Annotated in this window: 19 protein-coding genes and 1 pseudogene; 3 read left to right on the forward strand and 17 right to left on the reverse strand. The window is 33.7% G+C overall.

Features of this window, described 5'->3' with window-relative positions:
- Nucleotides 1-131: 131 nt before the first annotated feature.
- Nucleotides 132-1,098 (forward strand): annotated as a pseudogene (locus NBE98_RS09230) (NAD(P)-dependent oxidoreductase).
- Nucleotides 1,099-1,144: 46 nt separating this feature from the next.
- On the opposite strand, the gene NBE98_RS09235 reads toward NBE98_RS09230, so the two are convergent.
- The 3 genes from NBE98_RS09235 to NBE98_RS09245 form a co-directional block, all read right to left on the reverse strand.
- A complete protein-coding gene (locus NBE98_RS09235) occupies nt 1,145-2,239 on the reverse strand; it encodes an FAD:protein FMN transferase (RefSeq protein WP_250814655.1) in 1,095 nt (364 codons plus the stop codon).
- 142 nt (nt 2,240-2,381) lie between these two features.
- Nucleotides 2,382-3,494 carry a hypothetical protein gene (locus NBE98_RS09240; protein WP_250814656.1) on the reverse strand — a complete coding sequence of 371 codons (1,113 nt, stop codon included), beginning with the start codon at nt 3,492-3,494 and terminating at the stop codon, nt 2,382-2,384.
- 285 nt (nt 3,495-3,779) lie between these two features.
- On the reverse strand, nt 3,780-5,177 hold the full coding sequence (locus NBE98_RS09245) for a hypothetical protein (RefSeq protein WP_250814657.1): 1,398 nt from the start codon (nt 5,175-5,177) through the stop codon (nt 3,780-3,782).
- 171 nt (nt 5,178-5,348) lie between these two features.
- On the opposite strand from NBE98_RS09245, the gene NBE98_RS09250 reads away from it, so the two are divergent.
- Nucleotides 5,349-5,741: a hypothetical protein gene (locus NBE98_RS09250; RefSeq protein ID WP_250814658.1), complete on the forward strand. Its 393-nt coding sequence runs from the start codon at nt 5,349-5,351 to the stop codon at nt 5,739-5,741.
- 356 nt (nt 5,742-6,097) lie between these two features.
- On the opposite strand, the gene NBE98_RS09255 is transcribed toward NBE98_RS09250, so the two are convergent.
- Both NBE98_RS09255 and purB read right to left on the reverse strand, forming a co-directional pair.
- Nucleotides 6,098-6,310 (reverse strand): DUF3006 domain-containing protein, encoded by a 213-nt coding sequence (locus tag NBE98_RS09255; RefSeq protein ID WP_250814659.1) that lies wholly within the window; start codon nt 6,308-6,310, stop codon nt 6,098-6,100.
- 58 nt (nt 6,311-6,368) lie between these two features.
- A complete protein-coding gene (purB, locus tag NBE98_RS09260; protein ID WP_250814660.1) occupies nt 6,369-7,799 on the reverse strand; it encodes an adenylosuccinate lyase in 1,431 nt (476 codons plus the stop codon).
- Nucleotides 7,800-7,975: 176 nt separating this feature from the next.
- Between purB and NBE98_RS09265 the strand changes: the two genes are divergently transcribed.
- Nucleotides 7,976-8,194 carry a DUF378 domain-containing protein gene (locus tag NBE98_RS09265; RefSeq protein WP_250814661.1) on the forward strand — a complete coding sequence of 73 codons (219 nt, stop codon included), beginning with the start codon at nt 7,976-7,978 and terminating at the stop codon, nt 8,192-8,194.
- Between the two features lie 24 nt (nt 8,195-8,218).
- Here NBE98_RS09265 and NBE98_RS09270 read toward each other — a convergent pair whose 3' ends face one another.
- The 12 genes from NBE98_RS09270 to NBE98_RS09325 all read right to left on the reverse strand — a co-directional run bounded on the left by NBE98_RS09270 (nt 8,219) and on the right by NBE98_RS09325 (nt 20,781).
- Entirely contained in the window at nt 8,219-8,479 is a 261-nt protein-coding gene (locus NBE98_RS09270; RefSeq protein ID WP_250814662.1) for an HPr family phosphocarrier protein, read from the reverse strand.
- Between the two features lie 88 nt (nt 8,480-8,567).
- Nucleotides 8,568-9,026, reverse strand: coding sequence for a PTS sugar transporter subunit IIA (locus tag NBE98_RS09275; protein ID WP_250814663.1), 459 nt, complete (start codon nt 9,024-9,026; stop codon nt 8,568-8,570).
- A gap of 32 nt (nt 9,027-9,058) precedes the next feature.
- On the reverse strand, nt 9,059-10,252 hold the full coding sequence (locus tag NBE98_RS09280; RefSeq protein WP_250814664.1) for a pyridoxal phosphate-dependent aminotransferase: 1,194 nt from the start codon (nt 10,250-10,252) through the stop codon (nt 9,059-9,061).
- Between the two features lie 19 nt (nt 10,253-10,271).
- Nucleotides 10,272-11,099 (reverse strand): PHP domain-containing protein, encoded by an 828-nt coding sequence (locus NBE98_RS09285; protein ID WP_250814665.1) that lies wholly within the window; start codon nt 11,097-11,099, stop codon nt 10,272-10,274.
- Nucleotides 11,100-11,283: 184 nt separating this feature from the next.
- Nucleotides 11,284-12,798: a ribonuclease Y gene (gene rny / locus NBE98_RS09290; RefSeq protein WP_432432680.1), complete on the reverse strand. Its 1,515-nt coding sequence runs from the start codon at nt 12,796-12,798 to the stop codon at nt 11,284-11,286.
- A 243-nt stretch (nt 12,799-13,041) separates the two neighbouring features.
- Nucleotides 13,042-14,088, reverse strand: a complete 1,047-nt coding sequence (gene recA, locus NBE98_RS09295; protein WP_250814667.1) for a recombinase RecA — start codon at nt 14,086-14,088, stop codon at nt 13,042-13,044.
- Nucleotides 14,089-14,246: 158 nt separating this feature from the next.
- Entirely contained in the window at nt 14,247-14,792 is a 546-nt protein-coding gene (gene pgsA, locus NBE98_RS09300; protein ID WP_250814668.1) for a CDP-diacylglycerol--glycerol-3-phosphate 3-phosphatidyltransferase, read from the reverse strand.
- A complete protein-coding gene (gene rimO / locus NBE98_RS09305) occupies nt 14,779-16,113 on the reverse strand; it encodes a 30S ribosomal protein S12 methylthiotransferase RimO (RefSeq protein ID WP_250814669.1) in 1,335 nt (444 codons plus the stop codon). Before rimO ends, pgsA begins: the two co-directional genes overlap by 14 nt.
- Before the next feature lie 88 nt (nt 16,114-16,201).
- A complete protein-coding gene (locus tag NBE98_RS09310; RefSeq protein WP_250814670.1) occupies nt 16,202-18,532 on the reverse strand; it encodes an FtsK/SpoIIIE family DNA translocase in 2,331 nt (776 codons plus the stop codon).
- 10 nt (nt 18,533-18,542) lie between these two features.
- Nucleotides 18,543-19,232: a ClpP family protease gene (locus NBE98_RS09315; RefSeq protein ID WP_250814671.1), complete on the reverse strand. Its 690-nt coding sequence runs from the start codon at nt 19,230-19,232 to the stop codon at nt 18,543-18,545.
- 61 nt (nt 19,233-19,293) lie between these two features.
- Nucleotides 19,294-20,493, reverse strand: a complete 1,200-nt coding sequence (gene dapG / locus NBE98_RS09320; protein WP_250814672.1) for an aspartate kinase — start codon at nt 20,491-20,493, stop codon at nt 19,294-19,296.
- A 12-nt stretch (nt 20,494-20,505) separates the two neighbouring features.
- Complete coding sequence (locus NBE98_RS09325; protein WP_250814673.1) at nt 20,506-20,781, reverse strand: YlmC/YmxH family sporulation protein; 276 nt, start codon at nt 20,779-20,781, stop codon at nt 20,506-20,508.
- Nucleotides 20,782-20,846 lie beyond the last annotated feature (65 nt).

Consider the following 20,846-nt stretch of genomic DNA (forward strand, 5'->3'; position numbering starts at 1 on the left):
ACATCTATTAATATAATTTATATGATCATTATATTAATAGTGTAACCAATTGCATAATCTCTAACTAGCATCCGGAATGTGTGGTGATAATTACTTCACTTGACGAACTTATAATACAAAAGAGAAATTTTATGAATTTAGTATTTCTAAACTCAGCCAAGCTTGATTTTGACAGAAAGCTGGACTTTTCAATCATTGAAATTCTTGCAAAAGTTACAAAGTATGAACATAGCAGCGATGAAGAAATTTTAAAAAGAGTAAAGAATCAGGATATTGTCATCACAAAAGAGTTGCCTCTTTCAGAAAACTTAATGCGCCAGTTTTCATCTTCAGTAAAGCTAATATGCGAGGCTGGAACAGGCTACAATAACATAAATCTTACTGCTGTAAAAGAAAAGAATATTACGGTATGCAACATTCCCGGCTATAGCATTGAAGCAGTAGCCCAGCTTGTTATAACCTTTATACTGACTATAAGCTCTTCATTAATTAAACAGCAGCTTATGCTTAAAGATAATGATTATAGAAACTTCACCCAAAACCTTACGGTACCTCATTTTGAAGTTTTAGACAAAACCCTGGGAGTTATGGGCGCAGGCTCCATAGGAAATCAAGTTATAAAAGTAGTGAGAGCTTTGGGAATGAATATACTTGTATACACTAGAACTCCAAGGCAATGGCAGGATAGCGGCATCAGATCTGTATCTTTAATAGAGCTTTTAAATGAAAGCGATCTTGTAAGTATAAATATCCCTCTAACTTCTGAAACAAAGCATCTTATTAATAAAGACACTCTCAGTGTTATGAAGCCTTCTAGCTTTATAATCAACACATCAAGAGGTGCAATAATTAAGGAGGCAGATCTAATAGAATCTTTGCAAAGCAATTGCAGGTGCAGCACTCGATGTTCAGGATTCTGAACCGCCAAATCCTTACAGTCCATTATTTACCATGGAGAATATTATTCTTACTCCTCACATAGGTTGGAAAACGCTAGAGTCTCGCCAAAGGCTCATAAATATAATTGATGATAACATTAAAATCGTTTATAAACGGCTCTCTAATAAGCGTTGTAGGCAACAAATAGGTTCTAGATAAAACTTCAATAAAATTAAAAAAGCCGTTCTTTTGAGCGGCTTTTAGTTTACTGAGCCTTGGCGCCTGTTGCACCTTCGCTCTTCATTATTTTTTTCATTCCATCAGTTGCTTCTACTTTGCCATCTTTAAACACCCAAATTACTTCAACATTTTTAAGACTTTTTACTAGGGCTTTGCTTTGCTCATAAGGAAGTAGGAATACTGCTGTTGAAAGAGCATCAGCATCACCTGAGTCCGGTGTCACTATCGTAACTGCACTATAATGTTCACCTGGCATTAAAGTTTGAGGATCTATAAGATGATGGTAGTTTTTCCCTCCAACAGTATAAAATCTTTCGTAATCTCCGCTGCTGACTACTGATTGATCATTTAAGAATATAGTATCCAAAAGATTGTCGTCATCTGCTAGAACAGATTTTCTTGGATCCTGTATTCCTATCCCCCATCTTTCACGGACACCATCAACAGGCTTGCCAAGTACTCTCACATTACCACCTGCGCTTATGATTCCTGACTTAAACCCCGAGTTCATAATTTCCTTTGCAACAAGTTCCGTAGCATAACCTTTTGCAACTGCTCCAACATCCAAACTCATAGCTTTGTCTTCCAAATAAACGGTGCTGTTTTGAACATCTACTATAATCTTATCTATATCTGTATGCTTATTGGCCTCTTTTAGTGCATCCATCGGTGGAAGTTTTGCATTGTCTGGGTCAATCTTTCCTTCCTCACGGTAGTCATGCCAGATTCTAAGCACTGAACCCATAGCTATGTTGGTAGCACCATTTGTCTTTTTATCCCAGTCCATAGCGAACTGAATAAGATCAATTATTTCCTTATTTACCTTAACAGGCTTTATGCCGGCATTATCATTAATAGTTTTAATATTATTAATACCTTCATAGTCGTTGTATATATCATAATACTTATGAAGCTCATTGAACCGCTCTTTAATCTTCTCAAAGTAACCTTTAAATTCATCTTCAGTTTTTGTATATCCAACAACCATAGTTACTGTATCAAAAGCATCAAAAAAAGTATCACTGTACTTTGTATATTGAATCTTGCTCTGTTTTTGACAACCTGTAAACACAAGCATTATCATGATTACTGCTATAACTGCAGAAGTTATTCTTTTCATAGCCATCCTCCGCTTTATTACTTTTTATACTTGATATTATCAATATCTCAACACTCATTTATAATAACAAAACAACACTTATAATACAATAATATCGCAAAATAAAACTCCTCCAATTATGGAGGAGTATATGATATAAATATTATTTAGCGTTTTGTGAGGCTTCTTCTACAGCAGCTATATAATCTTGAACTGATATTGTAACTGAAGACTTAAGTTCAGCAACATCTGGAACCGCTGGATGAGCATCATCCTTCTTCACAGTCTTCATTCCCTTTATATCTGCTATCGACTTGCCTTCCATCCATTTTCCTAAAGCATCAGCTTGTTGGTACCATTCTTTACCTATCTTTGAGGCCTTAACCATACCATAGCCTTCTTTAAGTTCAACCTTAGTCTTTGGTGCATCAGCCTTATTTGACTTAACCTTACCAGTATTATCAAACTCTACTTTAGTCTGAGCATTATCTATTATAACCTTAACAACTTTTCCATCTTTATCAAATGCACCTAAAGCCATTACTGTATCAACTTGAGCTAATGGAAGAACTTCTTTTCCATCCTTGTCTTTTCCAAGAGCCTTTGAGCTTGATGTAGATACACCATGCCCTAAACCAATCTTCTCAGCACCCTTAACTTCTACAGCGTTAGCATATGCTTCTTCAACTGCCTTTATATAGTCTTGTACTGATACTGTAACTGAAGACTTAAGTTCAGCAACATCTGGAACCGCTGGATGAGCATCATCCTTCTTTACAGTCTTCATTGCTTTTATATCTGCAACAGTCTTGCCTTCCATCCATTTTCCTAAAGCTTCAGCTTGTTGATACCATTCTTTTTGAATCTTTGAAGCCTTTATCATACCATAGTTCTCTTTAAGTTCTACTTTAGTCTTTCCTGGAACCTTAGTATCTGTTTTTAAAGTAAGATCCTTATTGAAATCTACCTTAGTTTGTGCATTATCTATAGTTACTTTAAGTACCTTCCCATCCTTGTCAAATGCAACAGCTGCTATAACTGTGTCAACTTGTCCAAGTGGAAGTACTTCCTTTCCGTCTTTGTCTGTTCCAAGATCCTTTGAACTAGCTATTGAAGTTAAGTGTCCAAGACCAACTTTAGCTATTCCTGATGCACTTGCAGCTGGTGCAGTAGTTCCAGGTTTATTGTTATTTGCAGGTGTTGTTTTTTGTCCACATCCTGCTAATAAAGATGCTGCTAATACTGCTGATAAAACTAATGATACTGTTTTTTTCATTTTTACCCCTCCACCCAATTGTGAAAACTTTAATTTTTAATCACATGTTTATAATACCATATCGTTAATAAATTGACAATACTTTTGGTAAAAAAATATAAAAATATCAAGTTTATTTCCTTTGCTTGTCTATTTATCCAATGTAATCGGAATCAATTCATGTATATAATTCCACTATACGCTTAATCAACTCTTTTTAATGATAAAATGTTAACTTTAATATGCTAAACAATAAACAAAGCGCGCTACTAAATGAACGCACTTTGCTCTTTATATCCTTATGATTTAAATTAGGAACATAGCAACTATGGTAGTAGCTACTAATCCTATTATAACAGGTTTAATGTTTTTCTTAGCTAACTCAAATGCATCAACACCACAAATAGCAGCCACAGGTATAACTGCCCAAGGAATTATTGTTCCTCCACCTACCCAAATGCCTGCAATTTGCCCTAGGGCAGTAAGAGTTGCTGTTCCTCCACCTAAAGATGCTGAAAATATATTGGCAATAGATCCTACTAATGGAATTCCTGAAAAACCAGAACCATCAAGACCTGTTATTGCTCCAACTGCGGTTAGCGTACTTGCTGAAACAACAGAATTTAATGGAACTATATTAGCTAGTGCTACACCTAAATCATTAACTATTCCATGAGAAGCTTCAGGCAATATTTTCCCAAATATATCATTGAAAGCTGAATCACCTAGGTAGAAGAAAGCAGCTACAGGCACTACAATCCCAAAAATTCTAAAACCGAATTGAAGTCCTTTTACAAGGTTATCAGATATTTTTTCTAGAGATTTTCCTTTGTAAGCTATAACAGAAATAAGGCTAAGTATAAACACCGCTGTTCCACCAATGAGCGCTGTTGCATCTCCTCCTTGAAGTTTTGCAACAAACATTATAACTATATCTAAAGCAAAAAGAAACAGAATAAGTAGAGCTAAAAGTCTTCTCAACTTCTTAGAAGAAATTAATTTTTCACCTGATTGACTGTCTTCTGACTCCTCTATTTTATATTCAACTGGAAGTATACCAGATTTTATATCCTTCCTTAAAAAATAGAAACCTGCTGCTGTAGTTACTATCCCCATTACAACAACAAGAGGAACACTTGCTGAAATAACTTCTATTACAGGAATTCCTGCAGCATCAGCAGTAAGCTTTGGTGCTGCTTGGATTATATAATCGCTAGATAAAGCTATACCATGACCAAACAAATTCATTGAAACAGCTACTCCGATAGCCGGCAGTCCAGCTTTCTTAGCTATAGGAAGGAACAATGCTCCAATAAGTGCTACTGCTGGCGATGGCCAGAAGAACCAAGATAAAATCATCATTACTATACCAATAACCCAATAAGCTATCCAGTAATTCTTTATTATCCCCTTAAAGGGCGATACTATTTCATCATTAATACCTGAAGCCATAAGCGTATTGCTCATTGCAGTAATAATAGAAATAATAAAAATTGTAGGCATAAGTTCTTTTGTAGCAAAAACAAAGCTATTAAATACTCCCATGGCAGACTTATAAACAGATTGGGTCCCCGTTAGTCCTAGAACAAAGATACCTATTATACATATAAGTGATATATCTTTTTTCTTCACCATTGCAGCAATAATTATTATAATGAAAATGAGATAGATGTAATGGAGTGGTGTTAAAGTTATGTTAATCATGTACTCCTCCAAATATAATTAATTATAATATCAGAATATGCTAGTGAGCTTTACTTAGTTACAAAAATATAGTGCATAAAAAGTTAACAAAACTTTTACTTCTTAGTAACTACCTATGTACCAATTAACAGTTATAATTGAAGTATATTTTTTCTTTGGAGGAATGCTAAATTGAATCTTAAAAACTATATTAATAAATTCTCTTACTACTTTAAGGATTCTTACAGTGTAGACAGGTTTTCAAAATATCTAATTGTGGGAGGCGCAATACTTTCAGCATTAAGATATACAGTCATTTTAGGATATGCTTTTGTTGTATATGGTATTTGGAGAACTCTTTCAAAAAATAAGCCAAAACGATATAAGGAACTATATGCTTTTGAGAAATACCGTAATAGTATAATACAGAAATTTTATTTATTTAGGGAATCTTTTAAACATAGAAGTAAATATAAAATTTTCAAATGTCCAAACTGTTCTCAAAAACTTAGAGTACCGAGACATACTGGAAAGATTATTATCTCCTGTAAAAAATGCGGTGCAGAATTTAGAGGCAAATCATAGGTTAAAACCAATATAAATCAGCAAGGAAAATATTACTATTCTAAACTATGCTTTTATCTCCGTTACTCTAATCCTAATAAAGCTTTTAAGTTTATTATTTTTAGCCCTTCTTCATAATTTCTACATATTTCGCTATTATAATTAATACATACAATATTTTAAGTAATATTCCCCTATTACTTAATCTCCCTATTTAAAACCCCAAATCCCAATTATCCAAAAGGAAGTTTATCAATATGATAAACTTCTTTTTATATATATTCATCAAATGACTTATATAATTAAGCACCTATTGATAAATACTTTTATCAATAGGTGCTTAATTATATGCTGCAAAAGACTGCTGTTTTGCTCAACTATGACCAAATGTCTTTAGTAAGCTCTTCTATTAGTTTTCTTTTCTTTTTAGTTTCGTAAATATCTATAGTTATAGAATTATCCTCAATACTTAGTACATCCCCTTCTTTTGCATCAGCAGGGATTTGAGATTTCTCAATATTCACCATTGTGTTATCTTCTTTTTCACAAACTACGTATTTTCCTTCAAATCTATCAATAGTGACCTTCATATTACAGCCCCACATTATCTTTTCATAGTTCAAAGATAATATTAAACATAACTAAGGTTTATATTTGAATTTCTGTAACAATAGATTTAATCTCCTTATTCTGCTCAAGAATAGGATTTATATTTTCATTGATAAACTCTTCAACTTGACCAGGAGCCCTTCCTATAAATTTCTCAGCACTTACAGAAGCTAATATTTCATCCTTAGTCATATTAAAAGCTAAATCCTTTGAAATTCTATCTATTAGATCATTTTCCATACCTAATTCTTTAACTCTTTTTGCAGCTTCCATTGAATGTATTCTAATTCTTTCATGCAATTCCTGTCTGTCGCAGCCTTTTTTTACTGCTTCCATTAGAATATTTTCTGTAGCCATAAAAGGTAGTTCATTTTGTATATGTGCCTGTATTACCTTCTCGTAAACCACTAAATTGCTAGCTACATTTATATATAAATTCAGTACCCCATCGAGAGCAAGAAAAGCTTCTGGCACTGCTATTCTCTTATTTGCGGAATCATCAAGGGTTCGTTCAAACCATTGTGTAGATGCCGTTATTGCAGGATTCAAGGAATCGACAATTATATATCTGCAAAGTGCTCCCATTCTTTCTGTTCTCATAGGATTTCTTTTGTAGGCCATGGCTGAAGATCCTATTTGATTCTTTTCAAAGGGCTCTTCTATTTCCTTCATGCTTTGAAGTAATCTTATATCATTGCTAAATTTGTATGCACTTTGCGCAATTTGAGATAGGGCATTAAGTACAATAGAATCAATCTTTCGAGGATATGTTTGACCTGTAACTGGAAAAGCGGTTTTAAATCCCATCTTTTCTGTAACCATCTTATCAAGCATCTTGACTAGCTCCTCATTTCCGTCAAACAATTCCATAAAGCTTGCTTGAGTTCCAGTTGTACCTTTAACACCTCTAAACATCATATTTTCAATTACAAAATTTAAATTTTCGAAATCAATTAAAAGGTCTTGAATCCATAAGGTTGCCCTTTTTCCAACTGTTGTTAGCTGTGCTGGCTGAAAATGGGTAAATCCAAGAGTGGGAACGCTTTTATATTTCATAGCAAATCTTGAAAGAGCCTCGATAGTTTTAATCAACTTTTGCTTTATTAGAAGCATTCCTTCCTTCATTACTATCAAATCAGTATTATCTCCCACGTAGCAGCTTGTGGCACCTAAGTGTATAATTCCTTTTGCAGACGGACATTGAAGACCATAGGCATAGACATGACTCATGACATCATGTCTGGTTTCTTTTTCTCTTCTTTCTGCATCTTCATAATTTACGTTATCCATATTATTTTTAAGCTCATTTATTTGTTCTTCAGTTATGTTTATGCCTAGTTCTTTTTCACATTCAGCTAGCACTACCCAAAGTCTTCTCCAGGTCTTAAACTTCATTTCATCAGAAAATAAGTACGACATCTCTTTTGAAGAATACCTAATATCAAGCGGTGATTTATATCTATCTCTCATACAACTACCTCCGTATAATTTAAATATAAATAGAGTTATAGTTCATATTATATCACATATATTTAATTTTAACACCATATTTTCGTTCGTGTTTCCAACGAAAGTTTTTGATTTGTTCTTATTCTTTACTCATATTAATATAATTTACTAAGATAATAATTATATGAGGAGGAAACATGTATAAGTTAAGTATAATCGATAAAATTTCTTTTATCCTTGTCATTATTGGAGCTTTAAATTGGGGATTAGTTGGGCTTTTTAATTTTGATTTAGTGCAGGCTTTATTCGGAGGCAGTCTTCAGGTTTTAACAAGAATTCTTTACATATTGGTTGGCGTCGCTGGAATAGACGTACTTTCACTCTTAATCAAAGCCAAAAGCAAAAAATTCAAATAATAAAAGGCTCATATGAGCCTTTTATTATTCTTCCAATGATTCTATTAACTTAACTACTTCTTCAACAGCTAAAGCTTCGTCATCGCCTGAAGCTATAACCTTTACTGTAGAGTTCTTTGTAACACCTAATGAAAGAACTCCAATAAGGCTTTTTACATTAGCCTTTCTTCCATTAAACTCTATGCTAACATCTGATTTGAAAGATGAAGCCTTTTTAACTAGTAAAGTGGCTGGTCTAGCATGTAATCCGGTTGAATTTTTAACTACTACGTCCTTAGTTACCAATATTTCTCACCTCTACATTTAATAAAACTAACACTAATATTATAGCATTATTTTCATTTATTACAACAAATATTAAAATAAAAATTCATTATTTTAACTTAATGTTCAAGAGTAAATCCCCAGCTTTTGACGCTTTGTAGTTAACATCAAGCGATTCTATAAGTTCTGGATTAGTTATAACAATTGGAGTAACAGGAGAAGCCTTCTTTTCAACAAATTCCTTGTCAAAGAATAAAACCTTATCACCTCTTGATACTTTGTCTCCTACCTTTACATAGGTTGCAAAGCCTCTGCTTTCAAGCTTAACGGAATCAATACCAACGTGAATAAGTATTTGCAGGCCCTCTTCTGTTTTAATGCCAATAGCATGTTTTGCATCATAAACCAAATTAATTTCACCGTCAACAGGAGAATATACGAAGTTTCCATCAGGATTTACTGCAATACCTTCCCCCATTATCTTCTTATTAAATAAATAATCATTAACTTCTGTTAATGGAATTATTTTTCCATCAATCGGAAGACTTAGTTTAATTTCTTTACTCATAAATACCTCCAGCAAAACAGTAATTATATAAATTATAGGCTGTTTAGGAAATTTTCAATTCTATTTAATCCTTCTTCTATATTTTTCATTGAGGTTGCATAGGATAATCTTATGTAGTTATCCACGCCAAAGGCGCTTCCTGGAATAACTGCTACTTTTTCCTTATCCAAAAGAAGTTCAGAAAATCTTAAGGATGTTTTTATAGACTCACCTTCATATACTTTGTTAAGAAGCTTTGATATATTAATCATAACATAAAAAGCTCCGTTTGGTTTTAGACATGACACATGCTGCATTTTTAAAATTCTTTCCACCATGTAGTCTCTTCTTTTCTTAAACTCACTTATCATACTAGCTATGGCATCCTGGTTTCCTTTAAGAGCTTCTACCGATGCATATTGAGCAATTGAATTGGGATTTGAAGTAACATGGCTTTGTATGTTGGACATAAGCTTTACAAGTTTTTCATTTCCACAAGCTGCATACCCAATTCTCCATCCAGTCATAGCGTAGGACTTTGACATACCATTTATTACAATTGTTCTATTATATGCGTCCTCAGATAAACTTGCAATGCTAAAGTGGCTTTCTCCATCGTATATAAGTTTTTCATATATTTCATCAGATATAATTACCAAATCATTTTTCTTAGCAAATTCAGCAATAAGAGTTAATTCATCTTTTGTATAAACTGTTCCAGTAGGATTATTAGGACTATTTATTATTATAGCCTTGCTCTTATCTGTTATTGCCCTATTTAATTCTTCAATTGTATACTTAAAATTGTTTTCTTCGGTAGTATCTACAAATACAGGAACTCCATCAGCTAGCTTTACAAGTTCCGGATAACTTACCCAATATGGAACTGGTATGATTACCTCATCCCCAGGATTTAATATTGCTTGAAAAGCATTAGCCAAGCACTGCTTTGCGCCAGTAGAGATTATTATTTGAGATGGCTCATAGCTTAAGCCATTGTCATTCTTAAATTTATCAGCAATAGCATCCTTTAACTCTTTAATTCCTGATGCTGCAGTATATTTAGTATAACCTTTCTTTATTGCTGTGATTGCGGCATCTTGAATATTCTCAGGTGTATTAAAATCAGGCTCTCCAGCACCAAAACCTATAACATCTAAGCCATCAGCTTTCATTTTTTTAGCCTTTGCATCTATTGCCAGCGTTATAGACGGGGAAATTTGTTCAGCTTTACTTGAAAAAATCATTCTTATATCCTCCAATTACTTAATATATCTTTGATTTTACAAATTTATTAGTAAGTCTTTCATCTATACCATATGTGCCAATCATGGCTTCAGCATCTGCAAACGCTCCATGGCAGTCACTACCACCTGTTATATGTAAGGAGTACTTTTTGGCCAGGTTATAGTAATCATTGGTTTGCTTTTGTGTATGAGAAGGATGAAAAACCTCTATTCCTTTTAAGCCATATACCCTAAATTCTCTTAAAAGCTCTTCTATTTGAATTCCTTTATATATCTCTCCTGGATGAGCAAGTACAGATATACCTTTACAATCGCTTATTAGTTTTAGAGCGTCCTTGTAGTTCACTTTAAATCTGTCTACATAAGCCGGCTTATCTTTCATTAAATATTGATGAAAAGCCTCTTTTGTCGTATTAGCATAGCCTTTACTTACTAAGATTTTTGCAATATGCGGTCTACCTATGGATACTCCTTCTTGAAGAATCTCTGCATATGAAATATCTATACCTATAGAATTTAGCTTATGTATGATTTCCTTAGCTCGATTTATTCTACTTTCTCTAGTTTTCTCAAGCATTACCTGCAACTTAGTATCTTCTACATCAATAAAATAAGCAAGTATGTGAATCTCCCTATCTTTATATTCTGTACTAAGTTCCAGACCCGGTACTATATTAATTTTATACCTGCTTGATAACTCATCAATTGAAAATTGAGAGTTTACAGTATCATGGTCGGTTATAGATAAGTATTTTAAGCCTTTTTTCATAGCTATTTTAATGATCTGTTCTGGCCACAACATTCCATCGGAATATCGTGAATGAATATGTAAATCCGTAAACTGCATGATAAACACCTATTTTTCAAAAAATGAAAGTTTGCCTTCACTTTAATATTAATATATCATTTAGTATTCCTAATGTAAACAATTTTATTATCTATTATGGGATTTATTGCTTTGCTTTTATTTTACTTCTATAAAAACCATAATATATAAAAAGCTGCTGACTATTCGCCAGCAGCAGCATTTCCTATTTTGCGTATTCAATTGAACGAGTTTCTCTGATTACATTGACTTTTATCTGTCCTGGATACTCTAATTCGCTTTCAATTTTCTTAACTATGTTTCTTGCGAGTTCAGCGGATGCAGCATCATCAACTTCGTCAGGTTTAACCATTATTCTGATTTCTCTTCCTGCTTGGATAGCAAAAGATTTTTCTACACCTTCATAAAGATTTGCTATTTCTTCCAGCTTCTCTAATCTCTTAATGTAGGCTTCTAAGGTTTCTCTTCTAGCACCAGGTCTAGCAGCTGATATAGCATCTGCAGCCTGAACTAGTACTGCTTCAAGTGATTGGAATTCCACATCGCCATGATGTGCTCCAATAGCATTGACAACTAATGCTGATTCATGATATTTCTTTGCAATTTCAGCTCCAATTAAAGCATGTGGTCCCTCAACTTCATGATCTACAGCTTTTCCTATATCATGGAGAAGTCCTGCTCTCTTAGCTAAGTTAACGTCTAAACCTAATTCAGCAGCCATTAGTCCAGCTAAATATGCTACTTCTATAGAATGTTTTAGTACATTTTGACCATAACTTGTTCTATACTTTAATCTTCCAAGAAGTCTTATAAGCTCAGAATGAAGACCATGTATGCCTGTTTCAAAAGTTGCCTGCTCGCCTTCTTCTTTGATATGATTTTCGACTTCTTTCTTTGCTTTTTCAACCATTTCTTCAATCCTAGCCGGATGAATTCTGCCATCTACTATAAGCTTTTCTAAAGCTATTCTAGCAACTTCTCTCCTTATTGGATCAAATCCAGATAAAATTACTGCTTCTGGAGTATCATCTATAATTAAATCGATACCAGTTAAAGTTTCAAGAGTCCTTATGTTTCTTCCCTCTCTACCTATAATTCTACCTTTCATTTCATCATTTGGAAGTGCTACAACATGAACTGTTGTTTCTGCAACGTGATCAGCAGCACATCTTTGAATTGCGCAAGTAATTACTTCTCTTGCTCTCTTATCTGCTTCCTCTTTAGCTTTAGTCTCTATCTCTTTAACTAGCATTGCAGCGTCATGTTTTACTTCTTTTCTTACTTCATCTAAAAGCAATTGCTTTGCTTCTTCAGTTGTTAATCCAGATAATCTTTCTAATTCTTCTCTTTGCTTTGTATAAAGATCTTGGATTTCTGCTTCTAAAGCCTGTACCTCTTGGTACTTCTTATTTAAGTTTTCATCTCTTTTTTCGAGCGCATCACCTTTTTTATCCAGCAATTCTTCACGCTGAAGAATCCTTCTTTCAAGCCTCTGGATTTCATTTCTTCTATCCCTAGATTCCTTTTCAAAATCAGTTCTAAGCTTGTGTACCTCTTCTTTAGCTTCTAAAACTGCTTCTTTTTTCAGTGACTCCGCCTTCTTAGCTGATTCCTCAACTACTCTTTTTGCTTCTTCCTCTGCTTGTGTAATCTTTGCATGAGATATATTCTTTCTTACATAAACTATTGCAATAGAAATTATCGCAATAGCGCTTATAATGCCAAGGATTGATAATAATAATTGGATATTAATCAATCTCAACACCTCCTTTGCTTTCTTCATATATTATTTGTTATGATATTAAAGCTTAGACGAGGTGCTATATTCAATTAATTGGCATAAGTTTGAATTTGCTAAACCAGTATTTGTATTCTATTTTATATTAGTTTTAAATCTATGTCAAGTTGATTAAACTGGTATTGTTTTATGAATATATAAAAATAAAAGCAAGTATACTTGCTTTTATTTTTCGTTGTTATTTTTACCTTGCCCACTTGCTTCTGTAACAGCAACTTGAGCTAATGGAAGTTCATATTTCCCTCTAATCTTATTTTCTATCTCAAGCAATACATCGGTGTTTTCTTTTAAGAACTGCTTTGAATTTTCTCTTCCCTGTCCAAGTCTAGTATCATTGTATGAGAACCAAGCACCACTCTTTTGAACTATTTCTTCTCTTACCCCTACATCAAGTACATTTCCTTGTCTTGATATACCTTCACCATACATAATATCAAATTCCGCTTGTCTAAATGGTGGAGCGACCTTGTTCTTAATTACCTTTACTCTTGTTCTGTTACCAACAACTTCATCACCCTGCTTAATTGAATCAATTTTTCTTACGTCTAGTCTTACAGATGAGTAGAATTTAAGAGCTCTACCGCCTGGCGTTGTTTCAGGGCTTCCAAACATAACGCCAACTTTTTCTCTTAACTGGTTTATAAATATAGTAACGCATTTTGACTTATTAATGGATCCTGCTAGTTTTCTTAAAGCTTGTGACATTAGTCTTGCTTGAAGCCCAACGTGTGAGTCTCCCATTTCGCCTTCAATTTCTGCTCTTGGTACCAAAGCTGCTACGGAGTCAACTACTATAACATCTACAGCATTCGACCTTACTAAAGCTTCTGCTATTTCTAACGCCTGCTCTCCAGTGTCAGGCTGTGATACAACTAAATTATCTATATCAACACCTAAAGCCTTAGCATAAGTAGGATCTAAAGCATGCTCGGCATCTATAAAAGCTGCAGCACCACCACTTTTCTGAGCTTCAGCAACTATATGAAGAGCTACTGTTGTTTTACCTGAAGATTCAGGTCCAAATATTTCAATTATTCTTCCTTTGGGAACTCCTCCGATACCTAGAGCAATGTCTAAATCCAAACACCCTGTAGAAACCGCATCTAAGTTTAATATGCTGTGTTCTCCAAGTTTCATTATAGAACCTTTACCAAATTGCTTCTCTATCTGTCCCATGGCACTTTCAATTGCCTTCAATTTTTCCATATCCATATATTTTCCCTTAAGGGTTCACATCCTTTCCGTATATCGAACATTAGTTCTATTTAATTATATAACATAATATTATTAAGGTCAACAGTAGAATAAAAGTTCCTAATTAATTTTAGGAACCTTTTAGTTAAAATTATAACCTTATTTAGTAATAATAATCACTTGTCTATACGTATAACTTCTTTATTTTTTATAAAGTAGTCAACTCCTGATAATAAAGTTACAATTACTGTAATGAACATAACAATTTTAGTAGCCATGCTGAAGTATACATTTGCATAATTTAAATTTATTAATGCAAATATAATTGCTACTATTTGAATTACTGTTTTGATTTTCCCCCACCAGCTCGCAGCTATAACTACACCTTCAGCGGCAGCTATAGAACGAAGACCTGTAACTGCAAATTCCCTTGCAATTATTATCATAGCAATCCAAGTAGGAATTATTTGAAACTCCACCAGTGATACTAGTGCGGCTGTAACTAATAATTTATCAGCCAATGGATCCATAAATTTACCAAAACGAGTAATTTGATTCCTGCTCCTAGCAATATACCCATCAAGCTTATCGGTTAAAGCCGCTATAATAAATACTGCGGTTGCAATGTGTTTTCCATATGGAATGTCCTTAACTGCAATAAAAACTAAAAATATGGGAACCAAAAAGATACGAATAAGTGTAAGCTTATTAGCGAGATTCATAGTATACAACTCCTATTAAATCATATTCTGAGGCTTCAGTTATTTTAACTTTTATTAGTTGTCCAGGTTCTAATGCTTTATTAGAGGTAAAATATATGTCTCCATCTATATTAGGAGCCATTTCATAGCTTCTTCCTACATACATTTCATCTTTAATACCTTCTACTAGCACATCATATACTTTCCCAATTTTACTTTCATTAATATCTTTAGAAATGCTTTGTTGAAGAAGCATTAGTTGTCTTTCTCTTTCTTCTTTAACTTCTTCAGAAATTTGATCCTTCATCATAGCTGCAGGGGTACCTTCTTCTTGAGAATATTTAAAAGCTCCCAGCTTATCAAATCTTATATCTCTAGCAAAGCCCATAAGCTCATTAAAGTCTTTTTCAGTTTCTCCAGGAAAACCTACAATTATTGAAGTTCTAAGACAAAGATTAGGAACAGCTCTTCTCATTTTTTCAATATTTTCTATAACCTGATCTTTCCTTCCTCTTCTATTCATTCTCTTCAGAACATCATTGCTTATATGCTGTATAGGCATATCCATGTATTTGCATACCTTATCATTGCTTTTTATTTCCTTAATAAGTTCATCTGTTATTTCCTCCGGATAGCAATATAAGAGTCTTATCCATTTTAAGTCGCTAATTTTTGAAAGCTCTCTTATAAGTTCTGGCAGGTACTTTCTACCATACAAGTCTATACCATACATTGTGGTATCCTGAGCTACAAGAATAACTTCTTTAACACCTTGTAAAGCTAGGCTTTTAGCTTCATTAACTATGTCTTCTATCTTTCTGCTTCTATACTTTCCTCTTATTTTAGGTATTATGCAATAGGTACAAAAGTTGTCGCAGCCTTCACCTATTCTTAAGTAGGCTGTAGCTTTGCCTGTGGTTAAAAATCTTTCGCCTTCATTTAATATATTATCACTATAATCGCAGTATACAGTTTTGCTGTTTCTCTCCAAATAGTCATCAATACTTTCAAGCAGCTTGTCATAATTATTTACTCCAAGCATAATATCTATTTCAGGCATCAATTCCAAAAGTTCATCTTTATATCTTTGACTTAAGCAGCCTGTTACTATAAGTACTTTACAGTTATATTTTTTCTTGTATTCAGCCATCTCTAAAATTGTGTTTATTGATTCCTGCTTCGAAGACTCAATAAAGCCGCAGGTATTTACCAGTATAATCTCTGCTTGCCTTGGATCGCTTACAAGTTCATATTTTTTATGCATTCTTCCTATAATAGTTTCTGAATCGATTCTGTTCTTATCGCAGCCTAAGCTTATTACTCCGAATTTTAGTTTATCCACGAAATTTCCTCCTAAAGTTATTATGAATACATAAACATTTTAAATCTGTTTATTAAAAATCACAAGTATTATATAAAAAATTAATATATTAATTACCAATTTCCTTAACGTAATTACCACTTAAAGCAGCTTCCTTGTCAATTAAAACCTGTCTTGGCTTGCTCCCATCCTTAGCAGAAATAATACCAAGCTGCTCCATTTGCTCAATAATTCTTGCGGCTCTATTATAACCAATCCTTAACCTCCTTTGAAGCAGCGACGTTGATGCCTGGCCAGCCTCAGCAACCATTTTAACAGCCTCATTCATAAGTCCGTCCAAGTCTTCAGAATAGTTATCTTCCTTACTATTATCTAATTCTTCCATTATTTCATTGCTATATTCCATTTGTGTCTTTTGATTTTTTATAAATGACACAACTTTTTCTACTTCATCTTCTGAAATAAAAGCTCCCTGGATTCTGATAGGTTTGGACTCTCCAACTGGATAGAATAACATATCTCCCTTTCCTAATAGCTTTTCTGCCCCGGAGCTATCTAATATGGTTCTGGAGTCTATTTGACTTGATACAGCAAATGATATTCTAGATGGTATATTTGCTTTAATTACACCTGTTATTACGTCTACAGAAGGTCTCTGAGTAGCTATAACAAGATGCATTCCTGCTGCTCTAGCCATTTGCGCCAATCTTCCTATATAATCTTCTATGTCATTAGGACAAACCATCATTAAATCTGCAAGCTCATCTACAATAATAACAACCCAAGGAAGTTTGTCTTGAATCTTCCCCTTACTGAACAAATCGTTATAGCTTTCTATATTTCTTACGTTATTTTCTGCAAACATCTTATATCGTCTGGTCATTTCATTAACAGCCCAGTTAAGTGCAGCTGCAGCCTTCTTTGGGTCTGTAACTACAGGTATCAAAAGGTGAGGTATTCCGTTGTATACGCTAAGTTCAACAACCTTTGGATCTATCATAACAAGCTTTACTTCATCTGGAGAATACTTGTAAAGCAAGCTTAAAATCAATGTGTTTATACATACGCTCTTACCTGAACCTGTTGCGCCTGCTATGAGTACGTGAGGCATCTTGGACAAGTCAGATACAACGCAGTTTCCTGCTATATCCTTTCCCAAACAAAAGGCTAGATTTCTTTTTCCATTTGTGAATTCTTGAGAGTCAATAACTTCTCTTAAATATACAGGCATTAAATCTTTATTTGGCACTTCTATGCCAACAGCAGATTTACCTGGTATAGGTGCCTCAATTCTAACCCCAGATGCTGCAAGGCTTAATGCTATATCATCAGACAGGTTTACAATCTTACTTACCTTCACACCAGCGTTTGGCTGAATTTCAAATCTTGTAACCGAGGGACCTTTAGTAACTTGTACAACTTTAGCTTCAACACCAAAGCTTCCCAAAGTTTCTTCTAGTTTGCTGGCATTATTTATAAGTTCTCTTTTATCTTCTTTATTCATTTTAGATAAGTTGTTAATATTAAGAAGCTCAGAGGCCGGATATATATATTCGACAACCTCCTCTATAGAACTTTGAGAGATTTGATCTTCTAGTTCCTTGCTTAACTGCTCCTGGGATACCTCGCTATCCTTCTCAGGTTCTTTGCTTTCACTGGCTACATCTGTAGACTTCATAAAATCAATTATTTTTAATTTACTGCTGACCTTCTTTAGATAGCCTTCCTTTTCACTGTCATAGGCTACCTGTGCTTCAATTGGAACCTCAACAACAGTCTGCTGTTCTACTGTGATGTCTTCCTTCTTCTTTTCCCTTGGCTTAAAATTATGCTTTAAATTCAGGATAATATCATGAAGTGATAATTTCCAAATCATTATAAATGCAACTATGTAAAATGCAATAAATATTATGTAGCAACCTATAGAACCAAATAGTTTATAAAGTGGAGCATCTATTAAAAGACTTATAATTCCCCCATGAAAAATGCTTGAAGAGTTATACATAGAACTGATTCCATTTTTAATATCATCTGTATAATACATCTCCAAGACAAACATTTGGATAAACAGCATACTGTTTGATATTAACAAAACAATGCCATAAAATTTACTGTGAAAAACTATTTTTCCCTTTTTTATAATATAGCAAAAACCAATAAAAATAACAAAGAAAGGCAGTATAAAAGCGCCAAAGCCAAATAACGCTATTAAAAGTTTTTTTGTAAATTGTCCCACTATCCCCGCAGAAGAAGATGCAAATACGCTAAAAAGAGAGAGTATTCCTATAGTTATATAAATCAATCCTTTAATATCATGATTACTTTTTGAATTTGTTTTCTTCTTTGCCAAAGCCGTCACCTCCTTATTAAATATTCTACAAAGCTTTAAAATTTCCTTTAGAATAATTAAATAATAGTTATTAACACATAAATTAACCATAGGAAAATTCCTATGGTTTAGAAGTCTTATTTTTTTCATCTATAAGAGAGTCGAGCTTGCTTAGAGCATCGTGAATACCACCCACTTGATCTATCAAACCATATTCTACAGCTTGCTTTCCTATTAATATTGTACCCATATCATTAAGAAGTTCATCTGTTTGAAGCATCAACTTTCTTAAAGTATCTCTGTCTACGTTGCTTGTTCTGGTGATAAATTCTATTATTCTTTCCTGCATCTTATTAAAATACTCAAATGTTTGAGGAACACCAATTATAAGACCATTCATTCTAATAGGATGAATTATCATTGTTGCCGATGGTGATATAAAGGAATAATCAGCAGATGTCGCCAATGGAACACCTATGGAGTGTCCTCCACCTATAACCAGAGATACAGTAGGCTTACTTAGACTTCTTATCATCTCAGAAATTGCCAGGCCAGCTTCAACATCTCCACCCACTGTGTTTAATATTATCAGAACACCCTCTACTCTATCATTTGTTTCTATTGAAATTAGCTGAGGTATTACGTGCTCATATTTTGTTGCTTTAGTCTGGGGCGGAAGCATTAAATGACCTTCAACCTGACCTATAATAGGCAGTATTTGTACCCTTTCATCAGGTCTAGGTACACTGGCCACTCCTAGCTCTTTAATATTTTCAATCTCTTTATCTTTTTTTACATTTTCTTCAGACATATACATTCCTCCTAATTCAAAACTAGTTTTTACATTAAGAGAAATATATATTCATTTTATCTTAACCTAAATTAAATTCTTTATGAAGAGCTGCTATAGCACTTTGAGTATTATTAGACTCAACCAGACACCAAATTGTGGTATGGGAGTCTGCAGTTTGCAGCACCTCTATATTAGCCTTAGTTAAAGCCTTTAAAATCCTAGCCATTACACCGGGTACTCCCCTTATTCTGCTTCCTATAAGCGCTATCTTGCTGCAGCTGCTTATAAAAGAATACTTTATGCCCAAAGACTGCATTATCTGTTCAAATTTATTCATATCTTTTGAATCAATAGTGAAAATACTTTCTTTTGGAAACACATTTATAAGATCAATGCTTATCATGTTTTCTGCAAGAATTTCAAGAAGATTATCGGAATTCTTATTATCGATATTGTCTAAGAGGCTAACTCTAATTTGAACTCTATTTCCCATATGAGTAATGCCTGTCATGATATTTTCAATGTTCATAGCTCCTACGCTATTAATTACAGTACCTTCACAGTTTGATAAGGTATTTTTAATAACTAATGGTATGTTTCCCCTCATAGCAATATCAACAGCTCTTGGATGTATAACTTTTGCTCCCTGGTCTGCAAATTGAAATACTTCGTTGTAACTCATTTCTTTAATTAGGGATGCTTCAGGTACAATTCTTGGATCTGCAGTCATTATACCGTCAACATCTGTATAAATGTGAATTTCATCAGCATTTAAAGCTACTCCTAAAAGAGAGGCGGTAACATCACTCCCGCCCCTTCCAAGGGTTGTTATAAAGCCGCTTTCACTTTGTCCCTGAAAACCTGCAACTACAGGAATCTCTTTAAGTTTTAGGATACTCATTAAATTAGTATTATCAACCCTTAAAACTGAAGCATTATTATAATTATCATTTGTAATGATGCCCGCCTGACCGCCAGTTAAAGGTATAGCTTTTATCCCAGCTTTGCTTAATTCATCGCTCATTACTACAGTACTTATAGTTTCACCGCAACTCATAAGTAAGTCTGCTGCTAGCGGATTAGTTTCCTTAAATTTTTCACTAATTAAGGATAGCAAAGTGTCTGTAGCATAGGGTTCTCCCTTTCTCCCCATTGCTGAAACAACTATAACAGGTGTATAGCCTTCCTCAACAGCTTTCACTATTTTATCAACTACTAAAAGTCTTCTTTCATGAGTAGATACGGATGTGCCACCAAATTTCTGTACTAATATCTTCATTTCATACCTCCATCACACCCTGGTTTTTTTAAGTATACTCTCCTCAGCATCAATAATAATTGTTCTTGATCCAATCTTTTTTATATATTCCCAAGGCACTTCTATGAATTCATTGCCACCAAATAAACTAAATCTGCTTCTTGTATCGTTTAAAATAAGAAACTTAAAATTCCCCTGCTCATCAATTACAATATCGTTGCTTGACAGATAGTTGTATTTTTCACCGTCATTAATGTTTATTATCTCATATCTTTCCATTTCACTAAAGTATTTAACATTATCACTCATTTTGTTTCCTCCTTTATTATCCTTCCTTAAATAAATCTATAATAAATATAGTATGAAGGAAAACA

It is taken from the genome of Clostridium swellfunianum (assembly GCF_023656515.1).
In the GTDB taxonomy this organism is placed as follows: Bacteria; Bacillota; Clostridia; order Clostridiales; family Clostridiaceae; genus Clostridium_AT; species Clostridium_AT swellfunianum.

What these genes read in the sequence shown, in the direction of transcription:
- NBE98_RS09235 (WP_250814655.1), bottom strand. Translation starts at nt 2,239, where the DNA reads ATGAAAAGAATAACTTCTGCAGTTATAGCAGTAATCATGATAATGCTT.
- NBE98_RS09240 (WP_250814656.1), bottom strand. Translation starts at nt 3,494, where the DNA reads ATGAAAAAAACAGTATCATTAGTTTTATCAGCAGTATTAGCAGCATCT.
- NBE98_RS09245 (WP_250814657.1), bottom strand. Translation starts at nt 5,177, where the DNA reads ATGATTAACATAACTTTAACACCACTCCATTACATCTATCTCATTTTC.
- NBE98_RS09255 (WP_250814659.1), bottom strand. Translation starts at nt 6,310, where the DNA reads ATGAAGGTCACTATTGATAGATTTGAAGGAAAATACGTAGTTTGTGAA.
- purB (WP_250814660.1), bottom strand. Translation starts at nt 7,799, where the DNA reads ATGAGAGATAGATATAAATCACCGCTTGATATTAGGTATTCTTCAAAA.
- NBE98_RS09265 (WP_250814661.1), top strand. Translation starts at nt 7,976, where the DNA reads ATGTATAAGTTAAGTATAATCGATAAAATTTCTTTTATCCTTGTCATT.
- NBE98_RS09275 (WP_250814663.1), bottom strand. Translation starts at nt 9,026, where the DNA reads ATGAGTAAAGAAATTAAACTAAGTCTTCCGATTGATGGAAAAATAATT.
- NBE98_RS09280 (WP_250814664.1), bottom strand. Translation starts at nt 10,252, where the DNA reads ATGATTTTTTCAAGTAAAGCTGAACAAATTTCCCCGTCTATAACGCTG.
- NBE98_RS09285 (WP_250814665.1), bottom strand. Translation starts at nt 11,099, where the DNA reads ATGCAGTTTACGGATTTACATATTCATTCACGATATTCCGATGGAATG.
- recA (WP_250814667.1), bottom strand. Translation starts at nt 14,088, where the DNA reads ATGGATATGGAAAAATTGAAGGCAATTGAAAGTGCCATGGGACAGATA.
- pgsA (WP_250814668.1), bottom strand. Translation starts at nt 14,792, where the DNA reads ATGAATCTCGCTAATAAGCTTACACTTATTCGTATCTTTTTGGTTCCC.
- NBE98_RS09310 (WP_250814670.1), bottom strand. Translation starts at nt 18,532, where the DNA reads ATGGTTAATTTATGTGTTAATAACTATTATTTAATTATTCTAAAGGAA.
- NBE98_RS09315 (WP_250814671.1), bottom strand. Translation starts at nt 19,232, where the DNA reads ATGTCTGAAGAAAATGTAAAAAAAGATAAAGAGATTGAAAATATTAAA.
- dapG (WP_250814672.1), bottom strand. Translation starts at nt 20,493, where the DNA reads ATGAAGATATTAGTACAGAAATTTGGTGGCACATCCGTATCTACTCAT.
- NBE98_RS09325 (WP_250814673.1), bottom strand. Translation starts at nt 20,781, where the DNA reads ATGAGTGATAATGTTAAATACTTTAGTGAAATGGAAAGATATGAGATA.